The sequence below is a fragment of the Streptomyces sp. NPDC032745 genome (assembly GCF_055579465.1).
This window is the reverse complement of record NZ_JBVING010000011.1, coordinates 130014-145368: the sequence shown is the minus strand read 5'-3', so window position 1 is coordinate 145368 and position 15355 is coordinate 130014. Positions and strand designations below refer to the sequence as shown.

The window sequence follows — 15355 nt, the reverse complement described above, 5'->3', positions numbered from 1 at the left end:
GGCGGCAGGCGCGGGGTGCATCCCCCGTTCCGTCCGGCCGTAAGGGGTGCGAAACTGCCGCGGTGACTACTGCCACCGTCTCCGGCCGCACTGCGCCCGTATCCCGCCCTGCGCCGCCGCGACGGCGGTGGGCGGTATGACCGCCGTCCGCGGCACCGACCGCCCCGCTCCGCCGGCCGGCCTGGCGGACCTGCCCAGGCTGCAGCGGCGCACCTCCGGGGTGCTGATCGCGAGCCAGATGCTGGGCGGCCTCGGCGTGCCCATCAGCATCGCCCTGGCCCCGGTCCTCGCGACGCAGGTCAGCGGCACCGAGTCGCTGTCCGGCTTCGCCTCCACCGCCGCGGTGATCGGCACCGCGGCCGTCTCCCTGCCGCTCGCCGCCCTGATGACCGCGCGGGGCCGCCGCCCGGGGCTGGTCCTCGGGTACGGGATCGGCGCCGCCGGTGCGGCCCTGGTGGTCCTCGCCACCGCGATCAAGAGCTTCCCGCTGCTGATGCTCGGCATGGCCGCCTTCGGAGCGGCCTCGTCCGCCAACCTCCAGGCCCGGTTCGCGGCCGCCGACCTCGCCGCCCCGGACCGGCGGGCCCGGGCGGTCGCCGTCGTCGTCTGGGCGTCGACCCTCGGCGCGGTGCTCGGCCCCAACCTCTCCGCCCCGGCCAGCCGCAGCTTCGCCGGGACCTCCATACCCGAGACGGCGGGCCCCTTCGTGTGGGCCGGCGCCGTCTTCGTCCTCACCGGCACCCTGATCGGCATATTCCTGCGGCCGGATCCGTTGCTGACGGCCCGGGCGCTGGCCGCGCCCGAGGAGCAGACCCGCGAGGGCCGCTCGCTGCGCGCCGGGCTCGCGGCCGTCAAGGCCTCCCCGCGGGCGCGGCTGGCCCTGGTCACCGTGGCGGTGTCCCACACCACCATGGTCTCGATCATGGTGATGACCCCGGTCGACCTGGGCCACCACGGCGCCGGGCTGGAGCTCGTCGGCCTGGTGATCAGCGGCCACATCGCCGGGATGTTCGCCTTCTCGCCCGTCATGGGCTGGCTCGCGGACCGGGTCGGCCGGCTGTCGGTGATCGGCCTGGCGGCCGGGCTGCTGTCGCTGGCGGCCCTGCTCGCCGGCACCGCCGGACCCGACCACGCGCAGAGCGCCGTCGGCCTGTTCCTGCTCGGCCTCGGCTGGTCCGCCGGGATGGTGTCCGGCTCGGCGCTGCTCACCGACTCGGTGCCGCAGGCCGCGCGGGCCGCCGTACAGGGTCTGAGCGACCTCACGATGAACACCTGCGCGGGCGTGGGCGGCGCGGCCGCGGGCCTGGTCATGTCCCACGCGGGCTACGGCTGGCTGAACGTGATCGGCGCGGGCCTGCTGCTGCCGATGGCGGCGCTCGCCCTGTTCACCGGGCGCCGCCATCCTGCTGCGGCTGCTGCCGCTAGTAGCTGATGTGGTAGGCCTTGCGCAGCGTCTCGTGGACGGTCCAGGTGGTCTTGTCGCCCTCCCGGAGCACACAGGCGGAGCCGGGGCCCACCTCCAGGGTCTCCCCGCCCTCGACCTCGATGGTGGCCCGGCCGCTGACCACGACGAACAGCTCGTTCGCCTCGGTGTCGGTCACCACGCCCGGGGTGATCTGCCAGATGCCGCGCAGCTGCTTGCCGTCAGGTGACTCCCACAGCACCTTGCCCGTCACGACGGGCTCGCCGGAGAGGATCTGGCCGGGATCGAGGTCCTCGACCTCCAGCTCGGCGTCCGGTACGGATACGGCGAACGAGGCGGGACCGTGCTCACTGGTGCTCATGCCGAGTCACCCTAATCCGGCCGTGCGGCGCGCCGCGGTGAACAGAGCGTCCAGGTTCCGCCCGCCGGACAGGTCAACCTGTCCAGCCGGGAGTTCGTACCGGTCTGCGAGTTCGTAGGGGAAGGTGCGGGTGTCCCGGGGGTTCATGGGGGACGCTACTCGGACAGGTTCGGAAGGCGGGCCGGGAGCGCGTTTGGGGGCGCACGTCCCGTGCCATGGATGGGACATGCACACATCACCCGAGGTCCCCGTCCTGTCCGAAGAGGTCCGCGAGGCGCTCGACCGGGGCCGTCCCGTCGTGGCTCTGGAGTCGACGATCATCGCGCACGGCCTGCCCCGCCCCCGCAATCTCGCCGTGGGCGCCGAACTGGAGGCCCTGGTACGTGCCGAGGGGGCGGTTCCGGCCACGATCGCGGTCGTCGACGGCGTGGCGTACGCCGGCCTCGACAAGGCGCAGCTGGAGCGGATCGCCGGCGGCGAGGGCGTGCGCAAGCTCGGCCACCGGGATCTGGCTCCCGCGCTCGCGGCCGGTGCGACCGGCGCGACCACGGTGTCCGCGACCGCGTTCCTGGCTGCACGGGCCGGGCTGCGGGTCTTCGCCACGGGCGGGCTGGGCGGCGTGCACCGGGAGTACGCGCAGACCCAGGACGAGTCGGCTGATCTGCAGTTGCTGGCGCGCACCCGGATCACGGTGGTGTGCGCGGGAGTGAAGTCGATCCTGGACGTGCCGGCCACGCTGCAGCGGCTGGAGACGCTCGGGGTGGGGGTACTGGGGTACGGGACGGAACGTTTCCCCGGGTTCTACCTGGCCAGTTCCGGCGAGCCGGTGGACTGGACCGTCCACCGGCCGGAGGAGGTGGCGGCGGTGATGGCCGCTCAGGATGCCCTCGGTGGACCGGAGTCGGCACTGCTGGTGGCGAATCCGGTGGCGGAGGCCGACCAGTTGGATCCGGACCTGCACGACCGCGTGCTGGCCGAGGCCCTCGAGGAGTGCCACGAGCGGGGGATCACGGGACAGGCGGTGACGCCGTTCCTGCTGGGGTTCCTGGTACGGGCGACGGGCGGGGCCTCGCTGGAGGCCAACCTGGCGGCGGTACGGGGCAACGTGGCGCTCGGGGCCAGGATCGCGGGAGCCTGGGCGGCGCGCGCGTGACCGCGCCGGGGGCGCTGCTGGTCGTCGGGGACGTGGTGACGGACGTCGTGGCGGTGCATCCCGAGCCGCTGACTCCGGCCACGGACACGGCCGCGCGGATCCGGACCCTGCCGGGCGGCGCCGGGGCCAACGCGGCCTGCTGGGCGGCCCACTCGGGGGTGGCGGAGGTACGGCTCCTGGCGCGGGTCGGCACCGAATCGGCCCGGTGGCACGAGCAGTGCCTGCGGGACTCGGGGGTGCGGCCTCGGATGGTGATCGATCCGGCCGAGCCGACCGGGACGGTGGTGGCGCTGGTCGGCGAGGACGCGGAGCGCACCTTCCTCACCGACAGCGGCGCCGCGCTGCGGCTGTCCCCCGAGGACTGGGCGCCGGCCCTGCTGGACGGGGCGGCCCATCTGCACCTGTCCGGCTACCTCTTCTTCGCCGACAGCAGCCGCGAACTGGCCCTCGTCGCGCTGCGGGCGGCCCGGGCCCGCGGGGTGCCGGTGAGCGTGGACCCGGCCTCGGCGGGATTCCTGGCCGCGCTGGGTCCGCAGCGCTTCCTCGATGCCGTGGCGGGGATCGGCGTACTGCTGCCCAACGAGGACGAGGCGCGGCTGCTGGCCGGGGTGCCGGAGCCGGCCGGGGCGGCCCGGGCGGCAGCCGAGCTGAGCCGCCGGGTGCCGCTGGTGGTGGTCACCCGGGGTGCGGCCGGGGCACTGGTGGCGGAGGCGGGCCGGGTGACCGCCGAGGTGTCCGCGGAGTCGGCCGAGGCGGTGGACTCCACGGGTGCCGGGGACGCGTTCACCGGCGGGTTCCTGGCGGCCCGGCTCGCGGGCGCGGCCCCGGCGGACGCCGCCCGGGCCGGCTGCCGCGCGGCCGCGCAGGCGGTCACCCGGCTCGGCGGGCGCCCGTAGGGACTCGGCGGGCGCCCGTAGGGAGCGGCGCGGCGAGCGGAGGCTACGAGATGTACTCCTCCTGGCCGAGGGTGTCGATCACGCCCGCCTTGTTCACGTTGTAGTGGAACACCAGACCCTTGTTCGGGTGGGTCTCCAGCCACGAGGTGAGCTCGTGCGTGGTGATCGGCTTGTTCGCGGAGCCGGAGAGGATCGGGGAGTGGGCGCCGATCTTGGCGTCCTCGGCGATCGGGATGTAGGTCTCCTCGCCGACGGTCACGAAGGGCGTGGCACCGCCCGCGACGGGGCAGGCCCAGTGGCCGTGCTTGACGATCAGGCTGTACTGGCCGCCCTCGGGGGTGTAGCGGTAGACGGCGATCTCGTCGGGCGAGACTGCGCCCTTGGAGGCGCAAGCGGGTCCGGGTACGGGCGGCTTCGGCTTGGCCGGGACGGTGGCGGTCGGGGCCGGTTTCTTCGAGGAGGCCGCGGAGGCGGACGGCGTCGCTCCGCCTGCCGGGGTGGCGGAGGTGGCAGGGGTGGCCGACGGACTCACCGGGCTCGCGCCGGGGGTCGCACCGGCGGCTCCCGCTCCCGCGTCACTGCCGTCGTCGCCGTTGCAGGCCGCGAGGGCCAGGGCTCCGCACAGCACCAGCGCGGCGCAGGCGGCCTGCCGCCGCAGCCGTCTCGGACCCTGAACCGCCGTACCTCGTCCGCCCATTGCCGTCTCCTTCTGCCAAGGCGCCACCGGGTGGCCGCCGTCGAAGCGTGGCGTCAACGTAGCGCCGTGCTTCCGGCCGCGGCGATGGCCGGATCCCGTTCGTCGCAGAGCCGCGATGCCGCTGTTGCGGATCCCGGACGTCCGTGACGGGACGGGCGCGCGGAGGTCAGCCGGTGGGACCCGTGAGGCCGGTCCAGGCGGGGTGGCGGGGGTCGTCGGCCCGGACCACGGCGTCGGCCTGCGCCGCGGGGTCGGTCTCCGCCTCGTAGCGGGCGAAGGCGGGCAGGGTCCAGTGCGCGGACTCCTCGGTGCGGCGGGCCAGCGCCCCGGGCGAGAGCCGGACGTGCACGCTGAGGTCGAAGGGGAACCAGTGGCCCAGCAGCAGGGGGCCGTGCACGATCACGATGCCGCCCGGCGGGAGTTCGGAGTACGGGCTGCGGGTCGCCCGGTCGGTCGCCGGGTCCCAGAGGTCGGGCAGCACTCGGCCGGTGCCGCCCGGGTCGGTCGGGCCGAACACCTCGCGCCAGAGGGCGGCGGTGTCGTACCAGCCGCCGAGGTAGGAGTCCACGTCCTCGCGGCCGAACTCGAAGCGGAGTGAGGCCGGCCGCAGGAAGCCCTCGGCCGGGACCACCAGGACCGGGCGGCTGCGCAGGCGCAGTTCGTCGGCGAGGTGGCCGGCGAGCACGCCGGTAGCGGCGGCCGGCGCACCGTCGATGCCCACCCGCTGCCACGTCGCCTGCCCGGGTGGCGTCTTGTGGTCGTCGAGGTGACCGGCGAGCCGCTCGGCCATCCGCTGCCATGTGATCGCTTCCAGCTGCACGGGCCCATTGTCCGTGCTCCTCGCGGCCCGGCCGGATACCGCGGCGACGGCCGTGGACGTGAAGTCGGCGGCGGCGCCGGGCGGGGCGGCCCGCGGAAGGCGGTTCAGGCGAAGTCCCCCGAGCAGGAACACGGTGTTGCGCCGCGCGGGGCGGCCGCGGGTATGGAGAAGGGCTCGCCCTCGGCCAGCGTGGAGGTCACGTACAGCACGACGGGTGCAGCGGCGAGGTTGCGGCCGAGGTGCAGGTGCTCGATGCCGGGCGGCTCTACGAAGCTGGACCCCGGCGGGTGCACGACGACCGAGTTGTCGTGCAGGATCCGGGTCAGCGTCCCGGACTTGACGAGTGCGATCAGCGGAACGCGGTGGAAGTGCCAGCCGGTGCAGCCGCCGGGCTCTATGACGACCTCCCGGCCCGCGAGGTCCTCCGCGCCGGCCGTGTCCCGCGTGCGCCGCACCGTTGCCTGCCATCCACCCATGTACGCCCCCTCCCCCATGGGCATCGCGGCTCTACCGCAGCCCCAGCGCCCCACGGTAGAGGGACATCCGGACATCGGGAAAAGTTGGCGAATCCTCAACCACCTTTTTCGGCAAGGTGATAAGCGGACCGGACGGCGGTATCACATCGTCATGAGCCTCGTGGTGTTCGAGTCGCTGAAGCAGATCAACTGTGCGGAGTGCCGCCAGGGGCCGCTCCGGCATCTCGTCCGCGAGGCCGGTGTGCCCCGCTGCCTGGATTGCGCCGACCTCGGGCACCTCGTCTACCTGCCGCGCGGGGATGCCGCACTCACCCGGCGGGCCCGTGAGGCCAGTTCGCTCTCCGCCGTCGTCGTCCGCTTCAACAAACGGCGACGCCGCTACGAGCGCCAGGGGCTCCTGGTCGAGGACCCCGCCCTCGCCCGCGCGGAGCGCGCCTGCCTCGCGGACGCCGAGGCGCGGGCCCGCCGCCGGGCGCGCGACCGGCTGCGCCGTGCGCTCGAGGACATCCGGTTCACAGCCGCCTTCGCCGCGGAGATCCGCCGGCTGTTCCCCGGCTGTCCCGCCGAGCGGGCGGCGGCGATCGCCGCCCACGCCTCGCTGCGCGGCAGCGGCCGGGTGGGCCGTACGGCGGCCGGCCGGGCCCTCGACGAACAGGCGGTGTCGGTGGCGGTCCGGGCGGCGGTGCGGCACACCGACACCGAGTACGACGCCCTGCTGATGGCTGGCGTCCCGCGGTTCGCGGCCCGGGCCCGGCTGGCGGCGCGGATCGACGCGGTCCTGGACGGCTGGCGCACACCCCCGCCATCCCCGCCCCTGCCCCCGCTCCCACTCCCGCTCCCGCCGCACGCTTCGGGCCCCGAGCCGTAAGTCCTGCGGCCTACTGGAGGCGGAAGCGGCGGTAGAGCAGGACCCCGCCCAGCAGCAGCGCCCCGCCGCCGGGCAGCAGGTAGCCGGCGCCGTCCGCCCCGGTGTGGGCGAGCGCCGGGCCGTGCTGAGGCGGTGCGGCCGGGGAGACGGGCCGTTCGACGACGGGCGGCTGCTGCGGCGGCTTCCCGCCGCTCGGCTCCTCGCCGTTGACGGAGGTGTTGCCGGTGGAACTGTTGCCGACCCCGACGACGCTGACCGCGTTCCCGCTGATGTTGACCGGGACGTCGACCGGAAGCTGGATCCCGTTGCCGGACAGCAGCCCCGGCGAATCCTTTCCGCGCCCTTCGGCGCGGGCTCCCCCGTCCTTACCGGTCCCGCTTCCGTTCCCGGTCCCGGGTTTCGCGGGATGCGAGGACACGGACCCTGGATGCCCGTCGCCACCGCCCCCGGTCCCGTTGGCACAGCGGTTGCCCGCGGCCGGGTTGAGCAGGCCGACCACGCTCACGGTGTTGCCGCACACGTTCACCGGGGTGTGCACCGGCAGCTGCACCAGATTCCCGGACAGCAGCCCTGGCGATCGCTCCGCGTTCCCGCCCGCGTCCGCATCGGCGTAAGCGAACCCGCCGACACCCGCGACCGCCAGTCCACCTCCCGCGACCACCGCCGCGATCAAGCCGTTCCGACGACTGTGACGCATCAGTTTCCCTGCCTTCCGGAGGAGTTCACGGGTGCTGCACCCGCACCGGAAACAACGCCGTAAGCCCATTCGGGTTATAGAGCCGGTAGGTATTTCACTCCATCGTGTACTGGGTAGTGCCTACTTCATGACTGATCGCCCGCTCCTGCTCCTCGACGTGGACGGCCCCCTCAACCCCTTCCGGTCCCGCCTCGCCGGACTGCGCGGATACACCAGTCACCGGATGCGTCCGGCCGGCTGGATGTCCCACCGGGACCCGGAATCGCGCAGCGCCCGGCGCGGGCTGCGGGTCCGCCTGCACCCGTCGCACGGCGGCCGGCTGCTGGCCCTGCCCTACGAACTCACCTGGGCCACCGCCTGGATGCACGAGGCCAACACGATGATCGCCCCGCACATCGGACTACCCGCTGATCTTCCCGTCATCGAGTGGCCGGAACTCTTCGCCGACGACCCCGACGGTCTCTTCTGGAAGACCCGTCCGCTCCTCGACTGGGCCGCGGGACGCCCCTTCGCCTGGGTCGACGACATGATCACCCCCCAGGACCGCGCCTGGATCGCCGCCCACCACCCCGCTCCGGCCCTCCCCCTCACCATCCACGCCCGCCACGGCCTGCGCGACCGCGACTTCACCACGTTGACGCGCTGGGCGGCCGAGGTCAGTGGTGGAGGGCGGTGAGGGGGTTCGGGGACGGGGTGCCCGTGGGCCACCAGTCCTCGGTGTCCGGGCGGGATTCGTAGGCGTACCAGAGTCCGTCGCGGCCCAGGCGCAGTTGGCGGGTGTGCGCCGTGAGGCGGTTGCGGTCGGGGCGGAAGGCGCCCTGGGAGGCGGCCAGGAGGGCCGGCCGGGCGCGGTCGAAGGGGCCCGCCGGGGGGTCCCAGGGCTCCTCGAGGGCGGCGAGCGCGGGCAGGCCGCCCTGGCGCCAGGCCGCGGCGGCCCGGGCCAGGTCGGTGGTGGTGCGGCCGGTGGCGCGGGCCAGCTCCCGGTAGAGCGTGCGGGCCGCGCCCGTGAGGCCGGCCGTGTGGTGCGCGGAGGCCAGGCGCACGGCGTCCTGCCAGAGGCTGAGGCCGGCGATCGGGTCCTCGGCGGTGGCGAGCAGCGCGAGGGCGCGGGCGGCGGCGTCCGTGGCGAGCTGGTCCAGGGCCAGCGGGTCGGGGGCTGCCGGATCGGCCGGGTAGGCGGGCGGGAGGCCCACTGCGGCGGGCGCGGCCATCGGGGCCGGCAGCGGCGGCAGGCTGGTGCGGGCCAGGGCGGCGCGGGCCGGGACACCGGGGAAGTCCGGTGCGGCGTCGGGCTGTTCGCGGGCGGCGTGGGCTGCATTGCGGCGGGTCAGCTCGTCGAGGAGTTCCCGCTCGCCCCGGCCGCGCAGGAGCAGCAGGACGAACGGGTCCTCGTCGAGGAGACGGGCCGCCCGGTAGCAGAGGGCCGCGGCGTGCTTGCACGGCGGACGGGCGGTGTCCGGGCACGAGCAGCGCGGGGCGAGCTCGCCCGCGCCGGGCAGGACCGCGCCCGCCAGCGACTGCGGAACCTCCCGCTCCAGCAGGCTCGCGAGGGCCGTGGGGTCCGCGGCCACCGCCTCCAGGAGTTCGCCCCACTCGTCGTCCGGGAAGGGGGTCAGGGCCAGTTCCGTGCGGTACGGGCGGACTCGGCTGCCCCGCACGTACGCCACGATCCGGCCCGGGGTGACCGTGACCGCGTCGACATGGCCCTCGGCGGCGTACGCCCGGCCGCGGGCCATGCGGGCCGGGTCGCGGGACACCTCCTCGAGCACCGACACCCAGGCCCGGCCCCACCAGCTGACGGCCTCCACCCCGGCGGGCACGGTCTCGAAGGTGCGGCGGCGGTCGTCCCGCGCGGTGATCATGCGGGCCTCCGCAGGGATACGAGGTCGGCCAGCTCGCGGTCGGTCAGCTCGGTCAGCGCCGACTCCCCCGAGCCGAGCACGGCATCGGCCAGGGCCCGCTTCGCCTCCAGCATCTCGGCGATCCGGTCCTCCACGGTGCCCTCGGCGATGATCCGGTGGACCTGGACGGGCTGCGTCTGGCCGATCCGGTAGGCGCGGTCGGTGGCCTGCTCCTCCACCGCCGGGTTCCACCAGCGGTCGAAGTGGATGACATGGCCGGCCCGCGTGAGGTTGAGCCCCGTACCCGCCGCCTTCAAGGAGAGCAGGAAGACCGGGACTTCACCGGACTGGAAGCGGTCCACGAGCTCCTCGCGGCGCGCCACCGGGGTCCCTCCGTGCAGGAGCTGGTTCGAGATCCCCCGGGCGGCCAGGTGCCGCTCGATGATCCGGGCCATCGTCACGTACTGGGTGAAGACCAGCACCGAGCCGTCCTCCGCGAGGATCGTGTCCAGCAGCTCGTCCAGCAGGGCCAGCTTGCCCGAGCGGTGCGGGATCCGGGGCTGCTCCTCCTTCAGGTACTGCGCGGGGTGGTTGCAGATCTGCTTGAGCGAGGCCAGCAGCTTCATGATCATGCCGCGCCGTTCGATGCCCTCGCTCGCCTCGATGACGGCCATCGCCTCGTCCACCGCGGCCTGGTAGAGCGAGGCCTGCTCACGGGTGAGGGAGACCGGATGGTCTGTTTCCGTCTTCGGCGGCAGCTCGGGGGCGATCCCCGGGTCGGACTTCTTTCGCCGCAGCAGGAACGGCCGTACGAGCGCGGCCAGCCGGGCCACCGCCGCCTCGTTGCCCCCGTCCTCCTCCTGCTGGTGCTCCACCGGGCGGGCATGCCGGGCCCGGAACGCCGTCAGCGGCCCCAGCAGCCCCGGCGTGGTCCAGTCGAGCAGCGCCCACAGCTCGGAGAGGTTGTTCTCCACCGGGGTGCCCGTCAGCGCCACCCGCGCCGGCGCCGGGATCGTGCGCAGCGCCTTCGCCGTCGCCGAATGCGGGTTCTTCACGTGCTGCGCCTCGTCGGCCACGACCATGCCCCAGGGCTGCCCGGCCAGCCGTGCCGCGCTCGCGCGCATCGTCCCGTACGTGGTCAGCACGAAGCCCCCGGCCAGCCCGTCGAGGCTGCGGCTGCCGCCGTGGAAGCGGCGCACCGCGACCCCGGGCGCGAACTTCTCGATCTCCCGCTGCCAGTTGCCCAGCAGGGAGGCGGGACAGACGACGAGCGTCGGTTCGGGGCGGTCCCGGTGCAGGTGCAGCGCGATCAGGGTGACGGTCTTGCCCAGGCCCATGTCGTCGGCGAGGCAGCCGCCGAGGCCGAGCGAGGTCATCAGGTCCAGCCAGGCCAGGCCACGGGCCTGGTAGTCACGCAGGGTGGCCTTCAGCCCGACGGGCTGCGGCAGCGGGGTCTGCTCGCCGGTCAGCCGCTCCCGCAGGGCGGCCAGCGCACCGACCGGAACCGCCTCCACCGGCTCCCCGTCGACCTCGGCCGTCCCGGTCAGTACGGTGGCCAGCGCATCCACCGGATCCAGCAGGCCCAGCTCCCGCTTGCGCGCCTTGCGCACCAGCTCGGGATCGACCCGTACCCACTGGTCGCGCAGCCGCACCACGGGGCGGTGGGCCTGCGCCAGCGCGTCCATCTCCCCCGGGGTGAGCCGGTCGCCGCCCAGCGCGAGCTCCCAGGAGAAGGCGAACAGGTGCCGGGCGTCGAAGAACGCGGTGCCGTCCGTGGCGGAGCCGGGCGCGGTCGACCGTACGACGGCGGTCGCGGACAGCGTACGAGCCAGCTCCCGCGGCCAGTGGACCAGGACCCCGGCGGCCGCGAGCCGGTTCGCGGCCCGGCCCAGCAGGTCTTCGAGCTCCGGATCGGAGAGGGCGAGGACATCGGGCATCGGCTGGTCCAGCAGCCGCAGCAGCGGCGGCCAGACCCGGGCGGCCCGGCGCAGCGCCAGTACGGCGTCGATCCGGGCGCGCGGCCCGAAGCCGGCGGCGGCCGCACCGGCCCACAACAGCCCGGCGTCGGTGACGAGGGTGGGGTCGGCGAGGCTGTGGACCTGGACGACGGCGGCGCCCGCGCGGCGGATGTCCTCCGCGTCCGCCGCGCCTCCCCCGTCCGGCTCGTCCGCCCCGTCGAAGAGGCGGAAGGAGGACAGGTCGAGGCGCAGTGAGATCCCCACCCCGGCATCGGCGCCCGCCGCGACCTGCGCGGCCCACTCCTGTATGCCGGGCACCCGCTGCGGCTCCTGTGCGGCGAACGGCCGCCCGGCGACCACCGGCGCGGCCGGGGTGCGGGGCAGGCTGTCGGCGACGGCATCGAGGAACGCCCGGACCAGGGCCTCCGGTTCGGGCAGCCGGAGCGGGCGGCGGCCGGCCAGAGGGGTGGCGTACCCCTCGTACGGAAGGGCGGCGGCCACCGCGCGCAGGTGCCCGACGTCCTCGGCGTCGAGGGGACCGGCCCGCCAGGCGTCGACCCCGTCGGGGGTGACCCCGGGGAGCAGCCGGCCGCGGGCGACGAGCGCGAGGGCGTGGAGGGCGGCGGTGCCCCAGGCGCGGGTGGCGGGGTGCGTGACGGCGCTGCGCGGGGCGCGGGCGAGCAGGGGCAGGGCGTCGGTGACGGAGAGGCCGAGGGAGGGGACGGTACGGGTACGGGCGCCGTGGGCGCCGTGCGGGCGTACGACGGTGAGCGGGGCCGGGGTGACCGCCGGGAGCTCGGGGAGGGGGTCCCCGTCGGGGGACCAGAAGGCGATGCGGGCCTCGCGGGGGACGGGGGCGGGGAGGAAGACTGCGGGGTGGCGCAGGAGGGCGGCGTGGGGGTGCGGCTGCTGCCGTTGCGGCTGCGGTGTCACTGTGCTGCCTCCCCTCACCCTCGGTTCCACCAGGTCGGACGGATCCCGTCTGCCCCGAGTCTAGGTGCGGGCACTGACAACGCCGCTGAGCTGGGCAGATGCCGACTCCCGGGCCGCTGCGCGCGGCTTCTCCCCGCCCCGCCCTCCTCCCGTTCACCGGGGCGGGCCCCGGACCCCGCACTGGTGCGGCGCCGTTCGCGGGGGCCGGTCCCCGCACCCCCGCGCCTCAAACGCCGGCGGGGCTGAATCCGGCGCGGCGGATCCTCGGCGCCGCCGATCTGCCGCCGCATGCCGGCTCGCCCTGGCAGGCCGGCAAGGTCACCGAGGGCTGCCCGAAACGGCGCCGTTCTGCCTGGACGGGGCCCTTCCGGCCACCGGCAGCTGGCATCGGCGCTTCGGGACCGACCTCGACACCGGCGCCGTGCAGATCTCCGTACGGGCCGCCTCGAAGGACTACGGAACGCTGCCCGTCGAGGAGGGCGCGCACGTCTACGGGGTGCACACCTCGATCCCCGAGTCCGAGCCCGGCGTCACCTCTTCGGTATCGGGCGCGACGGCTCCACCGTGACCGTCGTCCAGTGGGGTCAGACGGGCGACCTGAGCGACGCCCCCGTCGCCGCTTTCAAGAAGACGACCACGACAGCCGTGAACCGCCTCAACCCCTGACGCTTGCCACCGCACCACCGCCCCGCCGGTGGGACCATGGACCTGAGGCGATGGTCATGCGTTCCGGAAACGAGCCGGTGACCGCCCGCAGTCCGCTGCGGCTGCGGTTCTGGCTCAGCCTGTGGGGGCTGATCTGGGCTGTCGCCGGGACGGCCGCGTTCTCGCTGGTCGGCCGTCCCGGGTGGGCGGCCGCCTGCGGGGTGCTCGCGGTCCTCGCCGCCGTGGACCTGGCCGTGGTCCTCCACCACATCCACCAGGGCCCGCACTACCAGCCCGGCCCGGACATCCCCCCGTACGAGCCTCCCCGCGGCCGGTGACCTGTCCTAGTCCTCGAAGCGGGCCGCTGCCAGGTAGTCCGGCCGGGGGTCCAGGGCGGCAGCCAGGCGGAAGTGCTTGCGGGCCTGTTCGGGTCGCCCGGAGCGCTCGTGCGTGCGGGCCAGCGCGAAGTGCGCGAAGGCGTTGTCCGGCTCTCGTTCCAGCACCAGCTCGAACTCCAGCGTCGCCGGACGCAGTTGGGCGGCGGCGAAGAAGGCGCGGGCGCGCAGCAGCCGGGCCGCCGTGTTCTCCGGGTGGGCGGCTATGACCGAGTCGAGCAGCTTCACGGCGCCGCGCGGGTCCCGCGCGGCCAGCAGGTGCTCGGCGGCCCGGTAGTCGATGACGTGCGTCTCGGGGGACGAGCCGGACGGCGGGGGCGGCTGCGACGGTATGGGCTGCGGCGTGGTGTCGGACACGGCTTGTTCCTTCCCTCTGCAGCCGCGTTCAACGCCCCGCACCCCGCCCGCTATTCCATGTGCACGTCAGGCACCAGCCGTGTCCGCCGCCGCCCGCTCCCCGAGCTCCGCCCACACCTTGCGCACCTGCGGCTCCAGTGCCTCCAGCGGCCCGTCGTTGTCGATCACGAGCGTGGCCACCGCCAGCCGCTGCTCCCGCGTGGCCTGCGCGGCCATCCGGGCCCGCGCCTCCTCCTCGGCCATCCCGCGCAGCGCGGTCAGCCGGGCCAGCTGCGTCTCGGCAGCCGCGTCCACCACGACCACCAGGTCGTACAGCGGCGCCAGGCCGTTCTCCGCGAGCAGCGGTACGTCGTGCACCACGATCGCGCCGGGCCCTGCGGCGGCCTCCAGCTCGGCCGACCGGGCCCCGACCAGCGGGTGCACGATCGCGTTGAGGGTCTGCAGCTTCGCCGGGTCGGCGAACACGATCGACCCCAGCTTCGGCCGGTCCAGCGTCCCCTCGGGGGTCAGCACGGACTCCCCGAAGGCCGCCACGACCGCCGCCAGCCCCGGCGTACCGGGCTCCACGACCTCCCGCGCGATGCGGTCGGCGTCCACGACGACCGCCCCGTACCCCGCCAGCAGCCGCGAGACCTCGCTCTTGCCGGCACCGATTCCGCCTGTCAGGCCCACCTTCAACATGCCCAGCAGACTAGACCCCGCACCCCGGCCCCCGTACAGCCCCCCGGCCCGGCCCAAGCAACCCCAGCCGGAACGCCCCGGCCGGAACGAACCCGGCCGAAGCGCACCCGCCCGAAGCGCCCGGGCCAAAGCGCCCCGGCCGAAGCCGACCGCTCAGCCCTCGCCCTCGCGCTCCGCCAGGAACCGCTCGAACTCGCGGCCGATCTCGTCCGCCGACGGGATCTCCTGCGGCTCGGCGATCATGTTGCCCCGCGTCTCGGCGCCGGCCGCCGCGTCGTACTGGTGCTCCAGCCCCTGGACCAGGGAGACCAGTTCCTCGTCGCCCTCGCGGATCTGCCGGTCGATCTCCGTCTGCGTGCGGTGCGCCTCGGTGCGCAGCGCGTGTGCCACCGCCGGCAGGACCAGCCCGGTCGCGGCCGTGATCGCCTCCAGCACCGTCAGCGCGGCGTCCGGGTACGGGGAGCGCGCGATGTAGTGCGGTACGTGCGCGGCGACACCCAGCACGTCGTGCCCGGCCTGGCCGAGCCGGAACTCCACCAGGGACTCCGCGCTGCCCGGTACCTGCGCCTCGTCGAACGGGCTGCGGTGCCCGGGCATGAGGTCCGTCCGGTTGCCGTGCGGGGTGATCCCGACGGGCCGGGTGTGCGGGACGCCCATCGGGATGCCGTGGAAGTTGACCGAGAGCCGGACGCCGAGGCGTTCGACGATCTGCCGGACGGCGACGGCGAAGCGCTCCCACTCCACGTCCGGCTCGGGGCCGGAGAGCAGCAGGAACGGCGCGCCGGTGGCGTCCTGGACGAGGCGCACCTCGAGCCGGGGCTCCTCGAACTCGGTCCAGTGGTCGCGCTGGAACGTCAGCAGCGGGCGCCGGGCGCGGTAGTCGACCAGGCGGTCCGCGTCGAACCGCGCCACCACCTGGTGGGGCAGGGTGTCGAGCAGCCGCTCGACGATCTGCTCCCCGGCCTCGCCCGCGTCGATGTACCCCTCGAAGTGGTACAGCATGACCAGCCCGGCCGAGTCCTGGGCGAGCGCCAGGTCCGCCACTGCCAGGCCCTTGGCATCCCATTCGTACAAACCCTGTGGATCAAGCACCGCCACCACTCCTCCTCGCTGCCTTCTCAGCGAAGAACGTCCAAGGCGGCTGCTCCATTCCC

Annotated in this window: 17 protein-coding genes; 7 read left to right on the top strand and 10 right to left on the bottom strand. The window is 74.7% G+C overall.

Annotation, left to right across the window (positions count from 1 at the left end; all coding sequences use genetic code 11):
- Nucleotides 1-136: 136 nt before the first annotated feature.
- Nucleotides 137-1432, top strand: a complete 1296-nt coding sequence (locus ACZ5WG_RS27045; RefSeq protein ID WP_468726502.1) for an MFS transporter — start codon at nt 137-139, stop codon at nt 1430-1432.
- Here the strand turns inward: ACZ5WG_RS27045 and ACZ5WG_RS27040 are convergent.
- Entirely contained in the window at nt 1422-1784 is a 363-nt protein-coding gene (locus ACZ5WG_RS27040) for a cupin domain-containing protein (protein WP_053785770.1), read from the bottom strand. The two genes, ACZ5WG_RS27045 and ACZ5WG_RS27040, sit on opposite strands and share 11 nt — an antisense overlap.
- Before the next feature lie 226 nt (nt 1785-2010).
- Here ACZ5WG_RS27040 and ACZ5WG_RS27035 point away from each other — a divergent pair, with 226 nt between their 5' ends.
- Nucleotides 2011-2937, top strand: a complete 927-nt coding sequence (locus tag ACZ5WG_RS27035) for a pseudouridine-5'-phosphate glycosidase (RefSeq protein ID WP_468726500.1) — start codon at nt 2011-2013, stop codon at nt 2935-2937.
- On the top strand, nt 2934-3833 hold the full coding sequence (locus tag ACZ5WG_RS27030; protein WP_468726498.1) for a carbohydrate kinase family protein: 900 nt from the start codon (nt 2934-2936) through the stop codon (nt 3831-3833). Before ACZ5WG_RS27035 ends, ACZ5WG_RS27030 begins: the two co-directional genes overlap by 4 nt.
- Nucleotides 3834-3876: 43 nt before the next feature.
- Here ACZ5WG_RS27030 and ACZ5WG_RS27025 read toward each other — a convergent pair whose 3' ends face one another.
- The 3 genes from ACZ5WG_RS27025 to ACZ5WG_RS27015 all read right to left on the bottom strand — a co-directional run bounded on the left by ACZ5WG_RS27025 (nt 3877) and on the right by ACZ5WG_RS27015 (nt 5826).
- Nucleotides 3877-4530 carry a hypothetical protein gene (locus ACZ5WG_RS27025; RefSeq protein ID WP_468726497.1) on the bottom strand — a complete coding sequence of 218 codons (654 nt, stop codon included), beginning with the start codon at nt 4528-4530 and terminating at the stop codon, nt 3877-3879.
- 166 nt (nt 4531-4696) lie between these two features.
- Complete coding sequence (locus ACZ5WG_RS27020; RefSeq protein WP_468726495.1) at nt 4697-5350, bottom strand: nucleoside/nucleotide kinase family protein; 654 nt, start codon at nt 5348-5350, stop codon at nt 4697-4699.
- A gap of 104 nt (nt 5351-5454) precedes the next feature.
- Nucleotides 5455-5826, bottom strand: a complete 372-nt coding sequence (locus ACZ5WG_RS27015) for a cupin domain-containing protein (protein ID WP_468726494.1) — start codon at nt 5824-5826, stop codon at nt 5455-5457.
- A gap of 151 nt (nt 5827-5977) precedes the next feature.
- Here ACZ5WG_RS27015 and ACZ5WG_RS27010 point away from each other — a divergent pair, with 151 nt between their 5' ends.
- Nucleotides 5978-6694 carry a DUF2293 domain-containing protein gene (locus ACZ5WG_RS27010; protein ID WP_468726493.1) on the top strand — a complete coding sequence of 239 codons (717 nt, stop codon included), beginning with the start codon at nt 5978-5980 and terminating at the stop codon, nt 6692-6694.
- A gap of 10 nt (nt 6695-6704) precedes the next feature.
- On the opposite strand, the gene ACZ5WG_RS27005 is transcribed toward ACZ5WG_RS27010, so the two are convergent.
- A complete protein-coding gene (locus tag ACZ5WG_RS27005; protein ID WP_468726491.1) occupies nt 6705-7391 on the bottom strand; it encodes a chaplin in 687 nt (228 codons plus the stop codon).
- A gap of 127 nt (nt 7392-7518) precedes the next feature.
- Here ACZ5WG_RS27005 and ACZ5WG_RS27000 point away from each other — a divergent pair, with 127 nt between their 5' ends.
- A complete protein-coding gene (locus ACZ5WG_RS27000) occupies nt 7519-8067 on the top strand; it encodes a hypothetical protein (RefSeq protein WP_468726490.1) in 549 nt (182 codons plus the stop codon).
- On the opposite strand, the gene ACZ5WG_RS26995 is transcribed toward ACZ5WG_RS27000, so the two are convergent.
- On the bottom strand, nt 8048-9253 hold the full coding sequence (locus ACZ5WG_RS26995; protein WP_468726489.1) for an SWIM zinc finger family protein: 1206 nt from the start codon (nt 9251-9253) through the stop codon (nt 8048-8050). The two genes, ACZ5WG_RS27000 and ACZ5WG_RS26995, sit on opposite strands and share 20 nt — an antisense overlap.
- Nucleotides 9250-12123, bottom strand: coding sequence for a DEAD/DEAH box helicase (locus tag ACZ5WG_RS26990; protein ID WP_468726488.1), 2874 nt, complete (start codon nt 12121-12123; stop codon nt 9250-9252). Before ACZ5WG_RS26990 ends, ACZ5WG_RS26995 begins: the two co-directional genes overlap by 4 nt.
- Nucleotides 12124-12544: 421 nt before the next feature.
- Between ACZ5WG_RS26990 and ACZ5WG_RS26985 the strand changes: the two genes are divergently transcribed.
- On the top strand, nt 12545-12691 hold the full coding sequence (locus ACZ5WG_RS26985; protein ID WP_468726487.1) for a hypothetical protein: 147 nt from the start codon (nt 12545-12547) through the stop codon (nt 12689-12691).
- 154 nt (nt 12692-12845) lie between these two features.
- A complete protein-coding gene (locus ACZ5WG_RS26980) occupies nt 12846-13106 on the top strand; it encodes a DUF6343 family protein (RefSeq protein ID WP_468726486.1) in 261 nt (86 codons plus the stop codon).
- Nucleotides 13107-13112: 6 nt separating this feature from the next.
- Here ACZ5WG_RS26980 and ACZ5WG_RS26975 read toward each other — a convergent pair whose 3' ends face one another.
- From ACZ5WG_RS26975 to ACZ5WG_RS26965, 3 genes are all read right to left on the bottom strand, one after another.
- Complete coding sequence (locus ACZ5WG_RS26975) at nt 13113-13520, bottom strand: tetratricopeptide repeat protein (protein ID WP_266668102.1); 408 nt, start codon at nt 13518-13520, stop codon at nt 13113-13115.
- Between the two features lie 66 nt (nt 13521-13586).
- Complete coding sequence (gene coaE / locus ACZ5WG_RS26970) at nt 13587-14201, bottom strand: dephospho-CoA kinase (RefSeq protein WP_468726484.1); 615 nt, start codon at nt 14199-14201, stop codon at nt 13587-13589.
- Nucleotides 14202-14354: 153 nt separating this feature from the next.
- Nucleotides 14355-15293 carry a PAC2 family protein gene (locus ACZ5WG_RS26965; protein ID WP_468726483.1) on the bottom strand — a complete coding sequence of 313 codons (939 nt, stop codon included), beginning with the start codon at nt 15291-15293 and terminating at the stop codon, nt 14355-14357.
- Nucleotides 15294-15355: the final 62 nt, after the last annotated feature.